Genomic DNA, 16,017 nt, shown 5'->3' on the forward strand with positions numbered 1-16,017 from the left:
CCCCAGGAGTTCACCATGTTCCATACCTCTCGTCTTCCCCGCATGACGGCGGTCGCCGCTCTGCTTGCTGTCAGCTTCGCCGCCCAGGCCGACCAATGGCAGGACATGGTCCAGCGCAAGGAGCTCAAGTGCGGCACCTTCGCCGACGTGCCGCCCTTTGCGGCGCCCGATCCCAAGACCCGTGAGATGGTCGGCTTCGACGTCGACATGTGCAATGCCATTGCCAAGCACCTGGGCCTGACGGCGGCCATTACGCCCTTGTCGGTGGAGGCCCGCGTGCCCGAGGTCAAGATGGGCCGGGTCGACCTGACCGTGGCCAACCTGGCCTACACCAAGAGCCGCGGTGAGCAAATCCAGTTCAGCGACCCTTACTACATCGCCAAGGAAATGCTGGCGGTGAAGGCGTCCGATCCGGGCACCACCAAGGCTGACTTCAAGGGCAAGCGCCTGAGCTCCACCAAGGGTTCGACCTCGGAGTTGTCGATCAAGATGAACGGCTCCGAGCCCGTCACCTTCCAGGACACCGGCTCTGCCTACATGGCCGTGCAGCAGAACAAGTCGGTCGGCGTTGTCGCCAACACCATGACCATCACCAAGCTGGTGAACCAGTCCAAGACCGCCGGCGTCGAGCTGAAGATGATCAAGGACCCGATGGTGTTCCAGCCTATCGGCGTCGGCATGAAGAAGGATGAACCCGTGCTGCTGGCCAAGGTCAATGCCGCGCTGGTGGCCATGGACAAGGCCGGTGAAATCGACCAGATCTGGGCCAAGTGGATCGGTCCGAACACGGAGTTCAAGCTGGTGCGCGAGGAGAAAGTTACGCCGCTGGCGGAACTGAAATTTGAACTGCTGCCCTGAGTAAAACGCAGTCCATTGGTCCGTCGAAACCAGGGTAGCAGCCGGACGCGGCCATGGCTGCTACAGCCGGAAGAACCAGCGAACCGAGTGGAAGAAGATCGGTGCTGCAAAGCACAGCGCATCGACCCGGTCCAGCAGTCCGGTGGCGCCGGTGATGGACTGGCCCTGGTTGCCCCAGTTGGTGATGCCGCGATCGCGCTTCAGCGCCTTCATCACCAGATGCCCGGCGGTACCGGCGATGCAGGCAATCAGCGCCATGGCCAGCGCCTGGCCGGGCTTGAACGGGGTGATGGCCGACAACAATCCGCCCAGTGCGCCGCCGACCGCCACGCCAATTGCCCAACTGCTCCAGTTGAAGCTCTGGCTGATGTGGGGTGCGCGCGGCGGGCGCTGCAGCTTGCGGGCCGCCAGGTGCTGTACCAGCATGCAGGTCTGCACCACCAGTACCAGGAAGAACACCAGGAACGCGCTTTTGTCCTGGTAGCCGGGAATCTCCAGCCGCACCAGCGCCGGCACATGGCTGGTGCCGTAGACGCAGACCATGATGCCCCACTGCATCTTGGCGTTGCGCTCCAGAAAGCGGTGCGGGTCGTCGGCCAGCGCGCCGACCAGCGGCAGGGCCAGAAACACATAGACCGGGATGAACACCGTGAACAGGTCGAAATGCCGGCCACCGACCAGCCAGAACTGCACCGGCAGCACCACGAAGAATGCCAGGATCAGGCTGCGGTGGTCGCCTCGGTGGGTGGGCGACAGGGTGATGAATTCGCGCAGCGAAAAAAACGCCACCATGGCAAACAGTGCAATCGCCACCACCCCGCCCAGCACCCAGCTGAGCCAGAACATGCCGGCCATGAACCATGTGTTCTGCAACAGCCGGCGCAGGTTCTGCAGCTCGTGCCCGAAGGCTGCGCCAAAGCTGTCGTCCCGGCGCTCGCGCAGTGACACCAGCAGTAACGCGCCGCTGGCCAGCACCAGCACACCAAACACCAGAATGAACAAGGCCCCGACTTGCTGGGAGGCGGTGAGGCTGCGCAGGAACTGGTTCAATTGCTCACCCCCAGGCTGCACACTTCGTGTTTTCGCCAACCCCCTTGCAGGGGGCAACACCAGCAGCCTGGCAAAGCCAGTTCTGCGGTGTTTCTGGAAGGCGTGCGTTCTGGCCTTATTTCGGGGGGTGTAATTGCCATTCGGTTTAAATATCTCTCAGCGCGATGACGTTCAGCCGCGCCCGGTCCAGGAACGCGCGGCGTTCCTCGCCGGGCTCGACCTGCATGGGCGTGCCGAAGGTTACCGAGCACAGCACCGGCACCGGGATCACCTCGCCCTTGGGCATCACGCGCTGCACGTTGTGGATCCAGGTCGGCACCAGCACCACCTGGGGGAACTGGGTGGCCAGGTTGAACAGGCCGGCCTTGAAGGGCTGGGGCTCGGGCGCATGGCCGCGCGTGCCCTCGGGGAACAGGATGATGGAGTCGCCGCTCTGCAGCGCCTCGACCAGCGGCTCCAGCGGGTCTTGCTCCACGCCTTGCGCGTCCTTGGTGCGGCTGCGGTCCACGTAGATGGCGTTGAAGACCGCGCTGGTCAGCCATTTCTTGAAGCGGGAGGCGGTCCAGTAGTCCTTGGCGGCAATCGGCCGGGTGATGCTGCGCAGCTCTTGCGGCAGCGCGGCCCACATCAGGATCAGGTCGATATGGCTCTGGTGGTTGGCAAAATAAATCCGCTGTTCGGCCTTGGGCGGGCAGCCGTGCCAGCGCGCCTGGGCGCCTGTGAGCAGCCGCACAATGGCCAATAAAACAAAACCCATGATCTTCGCAAGCATGGCAGCGATGATAAGCGGGGTCGAATTTCAGGCATCAAAAGTGGATCTGGCGCTTATTGAATAAGCGCAGGTAGCTATCGATTTTGAAGCGAACCCCGGATGACAAGGGAAATCCCTAGTTTTCAGATTACATTAATTAATGAAAAATTAATGCTATCGGCGGGGCATGGTGCCGCGCTGAGCCAACCCTTTGCTCTCACCCCACTTTTGAACGGGGAACGGCAAATCCAGGAGACTGATAGATGTTGAAGCTTTCCCAATTGGCACTTGCCATGGCCGCCGTGGTATCCGCTGGGGCCATCCAGGCCGGTGAAGTCGAAGTCCTGCATTACTGGACTTCCGGCGGTGAAGCCAAGTCGGTCGCCGAACTGAAGAAGATCATGCAGGCCAAGGGCCATGTGTGGAAGGATTTCGCCGTGGCCGGCGGCGGTGGCGACAACGCTGCCACCGTGCTGAAGAGCCGTGTGGTGTCGGGCAACCCGCCTGCTGCTGCCCAGATCAAGGGCCCAGCGATCCAGGAATGGGCTGCCGAAGGCGTGCTGGCCAATCTGGACGCAACCGCCAAGGCCGAAAAATGGGACAGCCTGCTGCCCAAGGCCGTGGCCGATGGCATGAAGTACAAGGGCAACTACGTGGCCGCTCCGGTCAACGTGCACCGCGTGAACTGGGTGTGGGCGAACCCCGAAGTGCTGAAGAAGGCTGGCGTGGCCGGCATGCCCAAGACCTATGACGAATTCTTCGCCGCTGCCGACAAGATCAAGGCCGCCGGCCTGATCGCGGTGGCCCACGGTGGCCAGAACTGGCAAGACTTCACCACCTTTGAATCGGTGGTGTTGGGTGTGGGCGGCGCCAAGTTCTACAGCGACGCGCTGATCAAGCTGGACCAGAAGGCTCTGACCAGCCCGACGATGCAAAAGTCGCTGGAAACCTTCCGCAAGATCAAGGGCTACACCGACGCTGCCTCCGCAGGCCGCGACTGGAACCTGACCACCGCCATGGTCATGCAAGGCAAGGCCGGCTTCCAGTTCATGGGTGACTGGGCCAAGGGCGAGTTCCTGGCTGCAGGCAAGGTGCCAGGCAAGGACTTCCTGTGCGCTGCCGCTCCTGGCACCGCCACGTCCTACACCTACAACATCGACTCGTTCGCCATGTTCAAGCTCAAGTCCGCCGATGCGCAAAAAGCCCAGGGCGACCTGGCTGCGGCCATCATGGGCACCGAGTTCCAGGAAATCTTCAACCTGAACAAGGGCTCGATCCCGGTGCGTCTGAACATGAACCTGGACAAGTTTGACGACTGCGCCAAAACCTCTGCCAAGGACTTCGTGGCCACCGCCAAGACTGGCAGCCTGGTGCCTTCCATCGCCCACGGCATGGCTGTCAGCCCCGCGGCTGAAGGCGCGATCAAGGATGCGGTCAGCCAGTTCTGGAACGACGACAAGATCTCGGTAGCCGCAGCGATGAAGAACATCGCTTCTGCTGCGCAAACGAAGTAACTTGCTCACCCCCAGGCTGCGCGCACTGCGTGTCGCTTCGCCAACCCCCTTGCAGGGGGCGAACCCGACGGCCCGGCTAAGCCGGTTCCGTGGGTTCTCTGGTGAAGACAGTGGCGACTATTGCGGCGGCCTTCCCCATTCCGTTGGTACGGGGTGGGGCCTTATTTTTTGAGAGCCTTCCCCCCATGAAACTGAATTTTGAGCAGGCACTGCCCAAGCTGGTAATTGCGCCCGGCTTTGTGCTGGGCTTCGCCTTTATCTATGGGCTGATGATTTGGAACGGGGTGCTGTCGCTGACCGCCTCGCGCATGCTGCCCAACTACGACGAGTTCGTCGGCCTGGCGCAGTACGCCAAACTGTTCGAGATGGACCGCTGGTGGCTGGCCCTGAAGAACCTGGGCATCTTCAGCGTGTTGTACGTGGGCGGCGCGATGCTGATCGGCATGGCCCTGGCCATCGTGCTGGACCAGAAGGTTCGCGCCGAAGGCCTGCTGCGCACCATCTACCTGTACCCGATGGCGCTGTCCTTCATCGTCACCGGCACCGCCTGGAAGTGGATGCTGAACCCCAGCCTGGGCCTGGAAAAACTGATGCACGACATCGGCTGGACCAGCTTCAGCTTCGACTGGCTGATCCAGAGCGAAACCGCTATCTACTGTGTGGTGATTGCCGGCATCTGGCAGTCGGCCGGCTTTGCCATGGCCTTGTTCCTGGCCGGCCTGCGCGGCATCGACGACAGCATCATCAAGGCCGCGCAGATCGACGGCGCCAGCCTGCCGCGCATCTACTGGCGCATCATCTTGCCTATCCTGCGTCCGGTGGTGTTCTCCACCATCATGGTCTTGTCGCACCTGTCGATCAAGAGCTTCGACCTGGTGATGGCCTTGACCGGCGGCGGCCCCGGCTATGCGACCGACGTGCCCGCCACCTTCATGTATGTGATGAGCTTTACCCGCGGCCAGATCGGCCTGGGCGCTGCCAGCGCCACCATGATGCTGGCCACCGTGGCCGCGATCGTGGTGCCCTATTTGTACAGTGAGTTGCGGAGCAAGCCCCATGATCGCTAAGAACCTGTCCCGTGTATTGATTTATGGCGTGCTGCTGCTGGCGGCGTTCTTCTTCCTGGCGCCCATGTATGTGATGCTGGCCACCTCGTTCAAGGACGCTGAAGAAATCCGCAGCGGCAACCTGTTGAGCCTGCCGCACGCGCTGAACTTCGAGGCCTGGCAACTGGCTTGGTCCACCGCCTGTACCGGCACCGACTGCCGTGGCCTGCAGCCCTTCTTCTGGAACTCGGTGCTGATCGTGTTTCCGGCCGTGATTATCTCCACGCTGTGGGGCGCGATCAACGGCTATGTGCTGAGCCTGTGGAAGTTCAAAGGCAGCGAAGTGCTGTTTGGCTTCATGCTGTTTGGTGTGTTCATGCCGTTCCAGGTGGTGCTGCTGCCGATGAGCCAGATACTGGGCTGGCTGGGTATTTCCAGCTCGGTCTACGGCCTGATCTTTGTGCACTGCCTGGCCGGTCTGGCCGGGACCACGCTGTTCTTCCGCAACTACTACGCGGCCATCCCGAAAGAGCTGGTGAATGCGGCGCGCATCGACGGCGCCGGCTTCTGGCGCATCTTCATCCGCATCATCGTGCCGCTGTCCACGCCTATCGTGATGGTCACCTTGATCTGGCAGTTCACCAATATCTGGAACGACTTCTTGTTCGGCGTGGCCTTTAGCGGCGCCGACAGCAAACCCATCACCGTGGGCCTGAACAATATGGTCAACACCACCAGCAGCGTGAAAAACTACAACGTGGACATGGCGGCTGCCGTGATCGCGGGCTTGCCCACCATCCTGATCTACGTGTTGGCAGGCAAATTCTTCGTTAAAGGACTGACGGCCGGCGCCGTCAAGGGATAAGCACATGGCATCCGCACTCAAAATTTCTGGCATCCGTAAAACCTTCGGCCACGGCGACAAAATGGTCGAGGTGCTCAAGCGCATCGATATCGACGTGGCTCCGGGTGAGTTTTTGATCCTGGTCGGTCCGTCCGGCTGCGGCAAGTCCACCTTACTGAACATCATTGCCGGCCTGGAGGAACCCACCGAAGGCGCGATCCGCATCGGCGACCGCAACGTGGTCGGCGTGGCCCCGGCCCAGCGCGATATCGCCATGGTGTTCCAGAGCTACGCGCTGTACCCCACCATGAGCGTGGCCGAGAACATCGGCTTCGCGCTGGAAATGCGCAAGGTGCCCAAGGCCGACCGCGACAAGCGCATCAACGAAGTGGCTTCCATGCTGCAGATCACCCATTTGCTGGACCGCCGCCCCGCCCAGCTGTCCGGCGGCCAGCGCCAGCGCGTGGCCATGGGCCGGGCGCTGGCACGCCAGCCCCAGCTGTTCCTGTTCGACGAACCGTTGTCCAACCTGGACGCCAAGCTGCGCGTCGAAATGCGGGCCGAAATCAAGCGCCTGCACCAGGTGTCCGGCATCACCAGTGTCTACGTGACCCACGACCAGATCGAGGCCATGACACTGGGCAGCCGCATCGCGGTGATGAAGGACGGCGTGCTGCAGCAACTCGGCACCCCGGACGACATCTACAGTCGCCCGGCGAATACCTACGTGGCCGGCTTCATTGGCTCGCCTACTATGAATATGATAGCTGGTCGTGCAGGTGGTACGGGCGCTGACGGCCTGTTTTCTATCAAAGGCGGGAATCTGCCGCTGGCCTGCCCGGCCACCGGCGTGGATACGCTGCTGGGCCTGCGCCCCGAGCACATCGAGCTGGTGGATGCGGCGCCCTGGCGCGGCGAAGTCAGCGTGGTCGAGCCCACCGGCGCCGACACCTATGTGGTGGTGAAGACCGAGGCCGGCAACGTCACCGTGCGCACCGCGCCGCAAATCAGCGTCAAGCCCGGCGACCAGGTCGGCCTGCAGGTGGCGGCCGCCCAGGTCAGCTGGTTCAACGAAAAGACCGGCGTACGCCTGTAGCCCGGTGCTGACGGGGCCGTTGCGCCCCGTCTCCCTTTCCTCAAGTCCTTGCCCGCATCGCAAGATGCTGCACCGTGCGCGTCACGGGGTTGGCGCGCACCCCACCCGAAAGTGTTGTTATGCGCTTGCGAAATCAGATTCTGGCCATTGGTTTGGCCGGTGCGGTCATGGCGTCTTTGGTCGGTGGCATGGGGCTGTTCAGCGCCGCCCGCCTGGCCGGGGCTTTTGACAATTCGGTCAGCATGGGCCAGGCCGTGCAGAGCAGTCAGCAGGCGGCGATGATGCAGGGCGCGGTGCGCGGCGATGTGCTGCGTGCATTGTTCGGCTCGATCAGCCGCGACAAAGACCAGATCAGCGGCGCCCAGAAAGACCTGGCGGACCACATCGCGCTGTTCCACACCTCGTTCCAGAAGCTGGACAGCCTGCCGTTGTCGCCGGACGTGAAGGCGGTCATCGCCGCCACCCAGCCCCAGGTCAAGCAGTACACCGAGGCCGCCAGTCGGGTGCTGGACCTGACCGCCAAGGGCGCGATGGCGGCCGGCGCTATCCCGGAGTTCAACCGGCTGTTTGCCGAGCTGGAAAAGCAGATGGCGGTGCAGGTGGTGGCCATTGACAAAGATGTACAAGCCCTGAGCGGCCGCTCCAGCCAGGTGGTCGCGCAGGCCACCCTGCTGGTCGGCACCGCCTTGGTGGTGGCCATCGTGCTGCTGGTGCTGGCCGCGCTCTGGCTGGCCCGGCACCTGGGCCGGCCCATGGCCTATGCGGTGCAGATCGCCGACCAATTGGCCGAGGGTGACTTGTCGCAGATTGTGCACCCGGTGGGCAACGACGAAACCCTGCAGCTGCTGAACGCCATGGCGCGCATGCAGACCAGCTTCAGCGGCATCGTGCGCAGCGTCAAGGCGAATGCCGAGAACGTGGCGATTGCCAGCGCCGAGATCGCCCAAGGGAATCACGACCTGTCGGCCCGCACCGAGCACCAGGCCAGCGCGCTGCAGCAGACCGCGGCGTCGATGGAGCAGCTGCGCGCCACCGTCAGCCACAACGACCAGAACGCCAAGCAGGCGAACCAGCTGGCCCTGGGCTCGTCCAGCGTGGCGGTGCAGGGCGGCGAAGTCGTGGGCCAGGTGGTCGAAACCATGAAGGGCATCAACGACAGCAGCAAGAAGATCGCCGACATCATCAGCGTGATCGACGGCATCGCCTTCCAGACCAATATCCTGGCGCTCAACGCCGCAGTAGAAGCCGCGCGTGCTGGCGAGCAGGGCCGCGGCTTTGCGGTGGTGGCCAGCGAGGTGCGCAGCCTGGCCGGCCGCTCGGCCGATGCGGCCAAGGAAATCAAGCTGCTGATCGGCACCAGTGTGCAGCGCGTCGAGCAGGGCAGCGCGCTGGTGGACCGCGCGGGCGCCACCATGGCCGAGGTGGTGGGCAGCATCCGCCGAGTTACCGACATCATGGGCGAGATCAGCGCCTCCAGCTCCGAGCAAAACGCCGGCGTGTCGCAAGTCTCCGAAGCGGTGGCCCAGATCGACCAGGCGACCCAGCAAAACGCCGCCCTGGTCGAAGAAATGGCGGCCGCAGCCAGCAGCCTGAAAGCCCAGGCGCAGGAGCTGGTGCAGACGGTGGCCGTGTTCAAGCTGGGTGAGGGTTCCTGAGGCCGCTGAGCCGATTCGTTGCCTGGCCGGGTATTCCCTATTGGTGGAATATTCAGGGAGTCTGAAGGGTTCTGGTGCGCATAATTTGGCGCATTTCGAGCGGGAGCCGGTGTATGCTGAAGGTCGATTTTTATGCCACTAATGCCCCAGGGAGCAGCTGGATGCCGACCTTCATGAATGACCGAGCGCTGTCGCGCGGAACCTCTCTTTTTCGCCAACTGACCCTCGTCACTGCCATCGCTGCGTGCTTGGCGGCTTGCCAGGAGGACCCGATGGTGGCAGGTAAGGCGCACCTTCAGCAAGAGAACTATCCTGCGGCGGTGATCGAGTTCAAGAATGCGGTCCAAGCCAATCCGAATTCGGTAGCCGCACGTCTGGCTTTGGCGGATGTGCTGGAGCGCACCTATGACTTGACGGGCACCGAGCAGCACCTGCGCAAGGCCTTGGAGGCCGGAGGCGACGCAGATGTGCTGGTGCCGCGGATTTCCCTGGTGATGCTGGATCTGAACGAGGTCGCGCAGGTCATCAACGCATTCAAAGAGCGTCGCCTGGGCTCACCCGATGCCGACAGCAATTTGCGCGCCGCGGTAGCTGTGGCGTATGTGGGGCAAAAGCAGTTTGCGGCGGCGGACGAGCAACTCAAACTTGCGGCGACCAAAACGGCGGCCACCTTGCTGGCCCGTGCCCAGCTGCTGCTGGCCCAAGAGAAGAAAGCGCAGGCCCTGGAGGTGCTGGCTGATCCATTGGTCGGGCAGGATGCGCCATGGTGGATTCTGCGCGGCTTGGGCCGCGTCTACGAGGCGAATGGTCGGCGGGAGCAAGCCGTGCAATTCATGGCCCGTGCCTATGCTGCGGCGCCGTGGCATCGGGGTGTCGCCGGGGAGTACGGGGAGTTTTTGGTGGGATCGGGTCAGGTGGACCAGGCGATCGTGATCCGCGACAAGCTCAAGAAAATAGCGCCTGGTTATTACTGGACCCATTATCTCGATGCGCTGGTGCTGTCGCGCCAAGGCCGAACCGACGAAAGCCTTGCCGCTGCATTGAAGGTGTTGAGGGTTGCGCCTGAACACTTGCCCGCGAACCTGATTGTGGCTTCTGCGGAGTTGCAAAAGGGCGATCTCCTGATGGCGAGTAAACGGTTGAACAAGATTGCATCGGAATACCCGTATTCACTGCCGCTCTTGCAAATGCTGGCTGAAGTTGCTATTCGCCAGAATAAAGCCAGTGATGCAACTGCCGTAATCAAGCGTGGCTTGGGTGTTGATCCTGGCAATGCGCGTTTGCTTTCTTTGCAGGTTGAAAATGAAGTGCGGCGCGGAGCCCCGAAAGAGGCCATGGCGATGCTGGAGAAGCTGCGCGCCAAAGAGCCGCAGAATGCCTCGTATTTGCTGCGTTTGATTGAGTTGCGGGTCGCCGCAGGTGACAAGGCCGGAGCCCGGAAGCTGCTGGACCAAGCGGCTCTTGCGGGACAGGACAACCCGGCGATTCAGGAGCGCGTGGTTGCGCTTGCATTGGCGATGGGGGACGTAGACCGCGTGCGCCAGTTGGCCGATGCAGCCATCCGCTCAAAACCCAAGGATCCGCAGTCGCATCTGACGCTCGCGGCGGCACTCGATACGCAAAAGGACTCTGCCGGTGCCTGGCGTGAAGTCTTGGCAGCACTGGATCTGCAACCGGCTTTTCAACCCGCATTGGTTGCGCTGGGCATGATGGCGAAAACGCCTCAGCAGAAAGAAGAGCTGCGAGAGCGCTATGGGAAGGCGCTGCAAGAAAAATCAGCGGGTGCGTCTACGTATCTTGAATATGCCCGCCTATTGCAAGACGTGAAAGGTGAGCCCGACCGAGTCAAGAAGGTGTTGGAGCGCGGAGTCGTGGCCCAGCCGGCATCTACCGCGCTTCGCCAAGCCTTGGTGATGGAGCAAATGCGGGCGGGGCAAACCGATGCGGCTCTCAGCGTAGCCCAGGCGGGCGCCGCCGCCAATACTGCCAGCCCGGAGGCGGTTGCTTTGCTAGCCTCTGTCTATCTGCAGTCGGGTAACCAGCTTATGGCGGCGGAAACCTACCGTAAATTGGTGGCGAATTTCCCGCAACGTTTCGAATGGCGGCTTCAGCTGGCGGAGTTGGAAGCAGCAGCAGACCGAAAGAGGGAAGCTGCGACCCTTTTGCGCGGCTTGATCACGGACCGTCCTTCAGATTCCACCGCATACATCATGTTGGCCAAGCTGACTTGGCCCGATAACCTTTCCGAGGCGCTGTCGATTGCCAAGGCACTCAGCGAGAAGGAATCCCACCAGCGAACAGCAATGCTGTTAGAGGGAGATTTGCTTTTCCTCGCCGGTAAGTACGACGACGCGCTTCAGCAATTCGGTAAAGCCGCCAAGGCCGGCGCGGTGCCAGCGGCCCGGCTGCGGAGTATCCAGGTGTTGGATAAAGCTCAGCGTGGGGATGCTGCGGAGCAGGAGCTGGCGGATAGTTTGCGCAAGTTCCCGGATGATCCTAGCGTGATTGGTTTTGCGGCGCAGCGCGCCCGTGCCCAGGGCAAGCCTGCGGTGGCGGTGGAATTCCTGAAGAAGATGGCGGCAAAAGACACCAGCAATCCCATCGTGCTCAATGACCTTGCCTGGGCCCAAGTGGAGGCCAAGCAGCCTGAGGCTCTGAAAAATGCAATCCGCGCTGCGGAGCTCGCTCCCAATAGCCCCCAAGTGCTGGATACGCTGGCCATGGCGCAGGCCCAAGGCGGCTTGCAGGCCGAAGCCATCGGCAATCTGCACACGGTGATCAATCTGGCTCCGACGGCGGTAGCGCCACGTCTGCGGCTTGCCGAGCTGTATATCAATGCCGGCAAACCGAAGGAAGCGACCCAATTGATGCGGGCGCTGGACCAGAATAAGCTGTCGGTCAAAGACAAAGAAACTGTGAACCGACTCACCAAGCTTGCAGCCTGACAAGAATGAAAAAAGCGACCCGAGGGTCGCTTTTCTTCGTGCGCTGCAAATTTAAACTTGCTTGCGCCGGCGCGATGCCATCAGGCCAGCCAGGCCGATGCCCATCAAAGCCAGTGACGTGGGTTCTGGTACATCGCTGGTCGGTGGTGTAACGGAACCAAAACCGTCCAAGTACACATAGCCCGTGTGGCCAGTGGGATTGCAGTCTGCGGCCAGCACCGACAAGGTGAACGTATGGCCCGACAAAGCGGAGTCAATGGCCAGTTGTTCGATTTGCCAATCTGCCGTGTAGAAGAAGTCGCCTAGTGTGCTGAAGCGGGTGTCTACGCCACCACCACCTGCGCCGGCATTGTAAATACGGCTGATCACGGTGGTGTTGGTTGTGTCGTCGTGCAATGTCAGCATCATCAAGGCGGATTCATCTTGGTCGTGACCGCCATTTTCCAGAACGGCCTTCCAGGCAAAGAAGATGTTCGCTTCGGTGTAGTTGCTCACCGTTTGGCTTATTGCCGATGCATATCCACCAAATGTCGTGTCTTCTACGCGGTACGAGGAATTGCCGCTATACACCGTAGTTCCCAACGCTGCGCCGATATTGGGATCGACTGTGCCGCTGGCAATGATGGCCGAGTGAGGGGCGTTGGTGTTGTATCCCGTGCCGCCTGGGAGAAAGGTCGCAGGAGACATGGCTGGGTTCAAAATACTGCTACGGTCGCCACTGCTGCCCACTGTCCAGCCCGAGGTATTTCCACTTTCAAAACCACCGTTTACAAACGAATCGGCATATGCGGGGGCCGCGAACAGTGCCGCCATTGCCATCCCTATTGCTGCTTTTTTTAGTTTCATTGTGAGCTCCAAAGTTTGTTTCTTGAAACGTGTTGGCGGTGCTAAGCCACCACGTTGCAAGTAATCCGCACGAAATGTGCCAATTCAGTAAAGTTTCGTAAAGTGTTGTTCTGTAAAGGGTTTTTGTAAAGCGTGGAAATCGGCTTTTAAAAATGTCAAGAATGTCGACACATTTGCAGCAGGACAATATTGGGCAGATGTTTTGCCGAGGAGACGGAGCGCGCAGCGGTTTTCAGGGAAAACACCTGTTTTATTGATCGTTAATTAATAAACAATTAACGCGTTCGGCGCTGCACGGCATGCCCGGATCTACCGGGCGCTGCCTGCGCTGTGCCCACACCATAACGAGACAGGAGACAAAAGCATGAAGAAGACACTCATTGGGCTGGCGGTCACCGCTGCCTTTGCCGTTCCGGCCATGGCGCAACAAAGCGTGGAGGTGCTGCACTGGTGGACCTCGGGTGGCGAGGCTGCGGCGCTGGGCGTGCTCAAGGGCAACCTGGAAAAGCAGGGCATCAAGTGGAACGACATGCCGGTCGCCGGCGGCGGCGGCGAGCAGGCCATGACCGCCGTGCGCGCCCGCGTCACCGCCGGCAATCCGCCTACCGCCGTGCAGATGCTAGGCTTCGACATCCAGGACTGGGCCAAGCAAGGCGTGCTGGCCGACCTGAACGACGTGGCCGCCAAAGAAGGCTGGGACAAGACCGTGCCCGCCGCGCTGCAACGCTTCTCCAAATTCAATGGCAAGTGGGTGGCTGCACCGGTGAACGTGCACTCCACCAACTGGGTCTGGGCCAACAAGGAAGTGCTGGCCAAGGCCGGCATCACCGCCGACCCCAAGACCTGGGACGAATTCATTGCCGACGGCGAAAAGCTGCAAAAAGCCGGCTTCATCGCCCTGGCCCATGGCGGCCAGCCTTGGCAAGAGGCCACCATGTTCGACGGCGTGGTTATCTCCACCGGTGGCGTGGACTTCTACCGCAAGGCCTTCATCGATCTGGACCCGAAATCGCTGAACTCGCCGACTATGCTGAAGGCCTTTGACCGCATGGCACAGCTGCGCAAGCTGGTCGACAAAGACTTCTCCGGCCGCGACTGGAACGTGGCTGCCGGCATGGTGATCAGCGGCAAGGCCGGTTTCCAGATCATGGGCGACTGGGCCAAGGGTGAATTCATCGGTGCCAAGAAGGTGCCGGGCAAGGACTTCTCCTGCTTCCGCGTACCCGGCACGCAGGGCGTGGTGTCGTTCAACTCCGACCAGTTTGCGATGTTCAAGGTCGGCGCCGACAAGGTGGCGGCCCAGACCAAGCTGGCCTCGGCCATCATGGACCCGGGCTTCCAGTCGGCCTTCAACGTGGTCAAGGGCTCGGTGCCCGCGCGTACCGATGTGTCCGACAAGGACTTTGACGACTGCGGCAAGAAGGGCATGAAAGACTTCGCCGAAGCCAATACCAAGAACACCTTGGTCGGCTCCATGGCCCACGGCCACGCTGTGCCGGCTTCCATCAAGAACGCCTTCTACGACGTGATCACGCGCCACTTCAACGGCCAGATCGACTCGAAAAAGGCAGTCGTCGAATTGGCCGCTGCAGCCAAGTCCTAAGCGCTGACAGGGCGGGTTTTCGCCCTGTGCTTGTGCGGGCCGACGCGCTAGCGTCGGCCTTTCCATTTCCTTCGTAAGGTTCGGAATGAAAGCTGGTTTTTTACCCAAGCTGCTGATCACGCCCAGTGCCCTGCTGGTGCTGGTCTGCGTCTACGGCTACATCATGTTCACGGTGTATCTGTCGTTCACCGCCTCAACGCTGATGCCGCAGTACGACTGGGTGGGCACGGCCAATTACGCCCGTCTGATGGGGCTGGAGAACTGGTCTGTCGCCTTGTCCAATCTGTGGGTGTTCGCGTCTTTGTACATCGTGATCGCGATGGCACTCGGGCTGACGCTGGCGATTCTGATCGACCAGAAAGTGCGCGCCGAGAGCGGCCTGCGCTCGGTGTTCCTGTACCCGATGGCGCTGTCGTTCATCGTTACCGGCACCGCCTGGAAATGGCTGCTTGATCCTGGCGTCGGCCTGGAGCACACCATGCAGACCCTGGGCTGGAGCAACTTCACTTTCGGCTGGATCAAGGATTCGGAGATGGCGATCTACTGCGTGGTGATTGCCGCCGTCTGGCAGACCACCGGCTTTGTGATGGCCATGTTTCTGGCCGGCCTGCGCGGGGTGGATTCGGAGCAGATCAACGCTGCCCGCCTGGATGGCGCCAAGAGCTGGCAGATCTACCAGCGCATCATCATTCCGCAGCTCGGGCCGGTGTTCATCTCGGCCTTTGTGATCCTGGCGCACATGGCCATCAAGTCCTATGACCTGGTGATTGCGCTGACCAATGGTGGCCCCGGCCGCTCGACCTGGCTGCCCTCGGTGTTCATGTACCAGTACACCTTTACCCGCAATGAAATGGCCGTCGGTGCGGCCAGCTCGGTACTGATGCTGATCGCCATCGGCGTGGTGGTGCTGCCCTACTTGTACGGCGAAATGCGAAAGGTCAAAAATGGATAAAACCTTGTCGCGCACTTTGCGTATTGCGCTGTACGCGGTGCTGGTCGGTACGGCGCTGCTGTTCATCCTGCCGGTGTATGTGATGGTGGTGAATTCGCTCAAACCACTGGACGAAATCCGCAGCGGCAATCTGATGTCCTTGCCGCTGGACTGGACGCTGGCGCCCTGGCGCAGCGCCTGGAGCACGGCGCAGATCGGCGTGCAGGCCACGGGGCTGAAGCCGTATTTCATCAACTCGTTTCTGCTGGTGATTCCGGCGGTGGTGATCTCCACGCTGATCGGCGCGTTGAACGGCTACATCCTGACCCAGTTCAAGATGCGCTTTGCCCATGCCCTGTTTGCGGCCATGCTGTTCTCGGTGTTCATCCCGTTCCAGATCGTGCTGATCCCGATGGCCAAGACCCTGGGCTTTCTGGGCCTCGCGGGCACGGTGAAGGGGCTGATCTTCGTCAACGTGGTCTACGGCATAGGCTTCACCACGCTGTTCTTCCGCAACTACTACGCGGCCTTTCCGGCCGAGCTGATCCGTTCGGCGCGCATGGACGGCGCCAACTTCTTCGGCGTGCTGTGGCGCATCCTGCTGCCGAACAGCGCGCCCATCATCGTGGTCACGGTGATCTGGCAGTTCACCAACATCTGGAACGAGTTCTTGTTCGGTGCCTCGTTCAGCGACTACACCTCGTTCCCGCTGACGGTGGCCTTGAACAATCTGGTGAGCAGCTCCACCGGGGTGAAGGAATACAACGTGCATTTCGCCGGCGCCTTCATCGCGGCGATTCCCACGTTGATCGTGTATCTGGTGTCGGGTAAATATTTCGTCCGCGGCCTGATGGCCGGGTCTGTCAAGGGATGAACAC

The 16,017-nt window shown here is 61.3% G+C and carries 13 protein-coding genes; 10 read left to right on the forward strand and 3 right to left on the reverse strand.

Annotation, left to right across the window (positions count from 1 at the left end):
• The first annotated feature begins 15 nt into the window (after positions 1-15).
• Complete coding sequence (locus J2X19_RS23285; protein WP_116608826.1) at positions 16-858, forward strand: ABC transporter substrate-binding protein; 843 nt, start codon at positions 16-18, stop codon at positions 856-858.
• A 60-nt stretch (positions 859-918) separates the two neighbouring features.
• On the opposite strand, the gene J2X19_RS23290 is transcribed toward J2X19_RS23285, so the two are convergent.
• Both J2X19_RS23290 and J2X19_RS23295 read right to left on the reverse strand, forming a co-directional pair.
• Positions 919-1,908, reverse strand: coding sequence for a phosphatidate cytidylyltransferase (locus J2X19_RS23290; RefSeq protein ID WP_310376906.1), 990 nt, complete (start codon positions 1,906-1,908; stop codon positions 919-921).
• A 145-nt stretch (positions 1,909-2,053) separates the two neighbouring features.
• Positions 2,054-2,680: a lysophospholipid acyltransferase family protein gene (locus J2X19_RS23295; protein ID WP_310376907.1), complete on the reverse strand. Its 627-nt coding sequence runs from the start codon at positions 2,678-2,680 to the stop codon at positions 2,054-2,056.
• Positions 2,681-2,922: 242 nt separating this feature from the next.
• Here J2X19_RS23295 and J2X19_RS23300 point away from each other — a divergent pair, with 242 nt between their 5' ends.
• The 6 genes from J2X19_RS23300 (at position 2,923) to prsT (ending at position 11,759) form a co-directional block, all read left to right on the forward strand.
• Positions 2,923-4,173, forward strand: a complete 1,251-nt coding sequence (locus J2X19_RS23300) for an ABC transporter substrate-binding protein (protein WP_092757706.1) — start codon at positions 2,923-2,925, stop codon at positions 4,171-4,173.
• A gap of 185 nt (positions 4,174-4,358) precedes the next feature.
• Positions 4,359-5,240, forward strand: a complete 882-nt coding sequence (locus J2X19_RS23305; RefSeq protein WP_116608829.1) for a carbohydrate ABC transporter permease — start codon at positions 4,359-4,361, stop codon at positions 5,238-5,240.
• Positions 5,230-6,084, forward strand: coding sequence for a carbohydrate ABC transporter permease (locus J2X19_RS23310; protein ID WP_116608830.1), 855 nt, complete (start codon positions 5,230-5,232; stop codon positions 6,082-6,084). The genes J2X19_RS23305 and J2X19_RS23310 overlap by 11 nt, the downstream gene beginning before the upstream one ends.
• A 4-nt stretch (positions 6,085-6,088) precedes the next feature.
• Positions 6,089-7,159, forward strand: coding sequence for an ABC transporter ATP-binding protein (locus tag J2X19_RS23315; protein WP_310376908.1), 1,071 nt, complete (start codon positions 6,089-6,091; stop codon positions 7,157-7,159).
• Between the two features lie 119 nt (positions 7,160-7,278).
• On the forward strand, positions 7,279-8,814 hold the full coding sequence (locus J2X19_RS23320; RefSeq protein WP_310376909.1) for a methyl-accepting chemotaxis protein: 1,536 nt from the start codon (positions 7,279-7,281) through the stop codon (positions 8,812-8,814).
• A gap of 113 nt (positions 8,815-8,927) precedes the next feature.
• Entirely contained in the window at positions 8,928-11,759 is a 2,832-nt protein-coding gene (gene prsT / locus J2X19_RS23325; protein ID WP_310376910.1) for an XrtA/PEP-CTERM system TPR-repeat protein PrsT, read from the forward strand.
• 51 nt (positions 11,760-11,810) lie between these two features.
• Here prsT and J2X19_RS23330 read toward each other — a convergent pair whose 3' ends face one another.
• Entirely contained in the window at positions 11,811-12,605 is a 795-nt protein-coding gene (locus tag J2X19_RS23330) for a PEP-CTERM sorting domain-containing protein (protein ID WP_310376911.1), read from the reverse strand.
• Positions 12,606-12,969: 364 nt separating this feature from the next.
• Between J2X19_RS23330 and J2X19_RS23335 the strand changes: the two genes are divergently transcribed.
• The 3 genes from J2X19_RS23335 (at position 12,970) to J2X19_RS23345 (ending at position 16,013) form a co-directional block, all read left to right on the forward strand.
• A complete protein-coding gene (locus tag J2X19_RS23335) occupies positions 12,970-14,208 on the forward strand; it encodes an ABC transporter substrate-binding protein (RefSeq protein ID WP_116608833.1) in 1,239 nt (412 codons plus the stop codon).
• A gap of 85 nt (positions 14,209-14,293) precedes the next feature.
• Positions 14,294-15,160: a carbohydrate ABC transporter permease gene (locus J2X19_RS23340; protein WP_116608834.1), complete on the forward strand. Its 867-nt coding sequence runs from the start codon at positions 14,294-14,296 to the stop codon at positions 15,158-15,160.
• Positions 15,153-16,013: a carbohydrate ABC transporter permease gene (locus tag J2X19_RS23345; RefSeq protein ID WP_116608835.1), complete on the forward strand. Its 861-nt coding sequence runs from the start codon at positions 15,153-15,155 to the stop codon at positions 16,011-16,013. Before J2X19_RS23340 ends, J2X19_RS23345 begins: the two co-directional genes overlap by 8 nt.
• Positions 16,014-16,017 lie beyond the last annotated feature (4 nt).

Origin of the sequence: Rhodoferax ferrireducens (genome assembly GCF_031458075.1) — a bacterium.
GTDB classification, from domain to species: domain Bacteria; phylum Pseudomonadota; class Gammaproteobacteria; order Burkholderiales; family Burkholderiaceae_C; genus Rhodoferax_B; species Rhodoferax_B ferrireducens_A.

What these genes read in the sequence shown, in the direction of transcription:
- J2X19_RS23305 (WP_116608829.1), top strand. Translation starts at nt 4,359, where the DNA reads ATGAAACTGAATTTTGAGCAGGCACTGCCCAAGCTGGTAATTGCGCCC.
- J2X19_RS23345 (WP_116608835.1), top strand. Translation starts at nt 15,153, where the DNA reads ATGGATAAAACCTTGTCGCGCACTTTGCGTATTGCGCTGTACGCGGTG.
- J2X19_RS23320 (WP_310376909.1), top strand. Translation starts at nt 7,279, where the DNA reads ATGCGCTTGCGAAATCAGATTCTGGCCATTGGTTTGGCCGGTGCGGTC.
- J2X19_RS23285 (WP_116608826.1), top strand. Translation starts at nt 16, where the DNA reads ATGTTCCATACCTCTCGTCTTCCCCGCATGACGGCGGTCGCCGCTCTG.
- prsT (WP_310376910.1), top strand. Translation starts at nt 8,928, where the DNA reads ATGCTGAAGGTCGATTTTTATGCCACTAATGCCCCAGGGAGCAGCTGG.
- J2X19_RS23300 (WP_092757706.1), top strand. Translation starts at nt 2,923, where the DNA reads ATGTTGAAGCTTTCCCAATTGGCACTTGCCATGGCCGCCGTGGTATCC.
- J2X19_RS23295 (WP_310376907.1), bottom strand. Translation starts at nt 2,680, where the DNA reads ATGCTTGCGAAGATCATGGGTTTTGTTTTATTGGCCATTGTGCGGCTG.
- J2X19_RS23330 (WP_310376911.1), bottom strand. Translation starts at nt 12,605, where the DNA reads ATGAAACTAAAAAAAGCAGCAATAGGGATGGCAATGGCGGCACTGTTC.
- J2X19_RS23315 (WP_310376908.1), top strand. Translation starts at nt 6,089, where the DNA reads ATGGCATCCGCACTCAAAATTTCTGGCATCCGTAAAACCTTCGGCCAC.
- J2X19_RS23340 (WP_116608834.1), top strand. Translation starts at nt 14,294, where the DNA reads ATGAAAGCTGGTTTTTTACCCAAGCTGCTGATCACGCCCAGTGCCCTG.
- J2X19_RS23310 (WP_116608830.1), top strand. Translation starts at nt 5,230, where the DNA reads ATGATCGCTAAGAACCTGTCCCGTGTATTGATTTATGGCGTGCTGCTG.
- J2X19_RS23335 (WP_116608833.1), top strand. Translation starts at nt 12,970, where the DNA reads ATGAAGAAGACACTCATTGGGCTGGCGGTCACCGCTGCCTTTGCCGTT.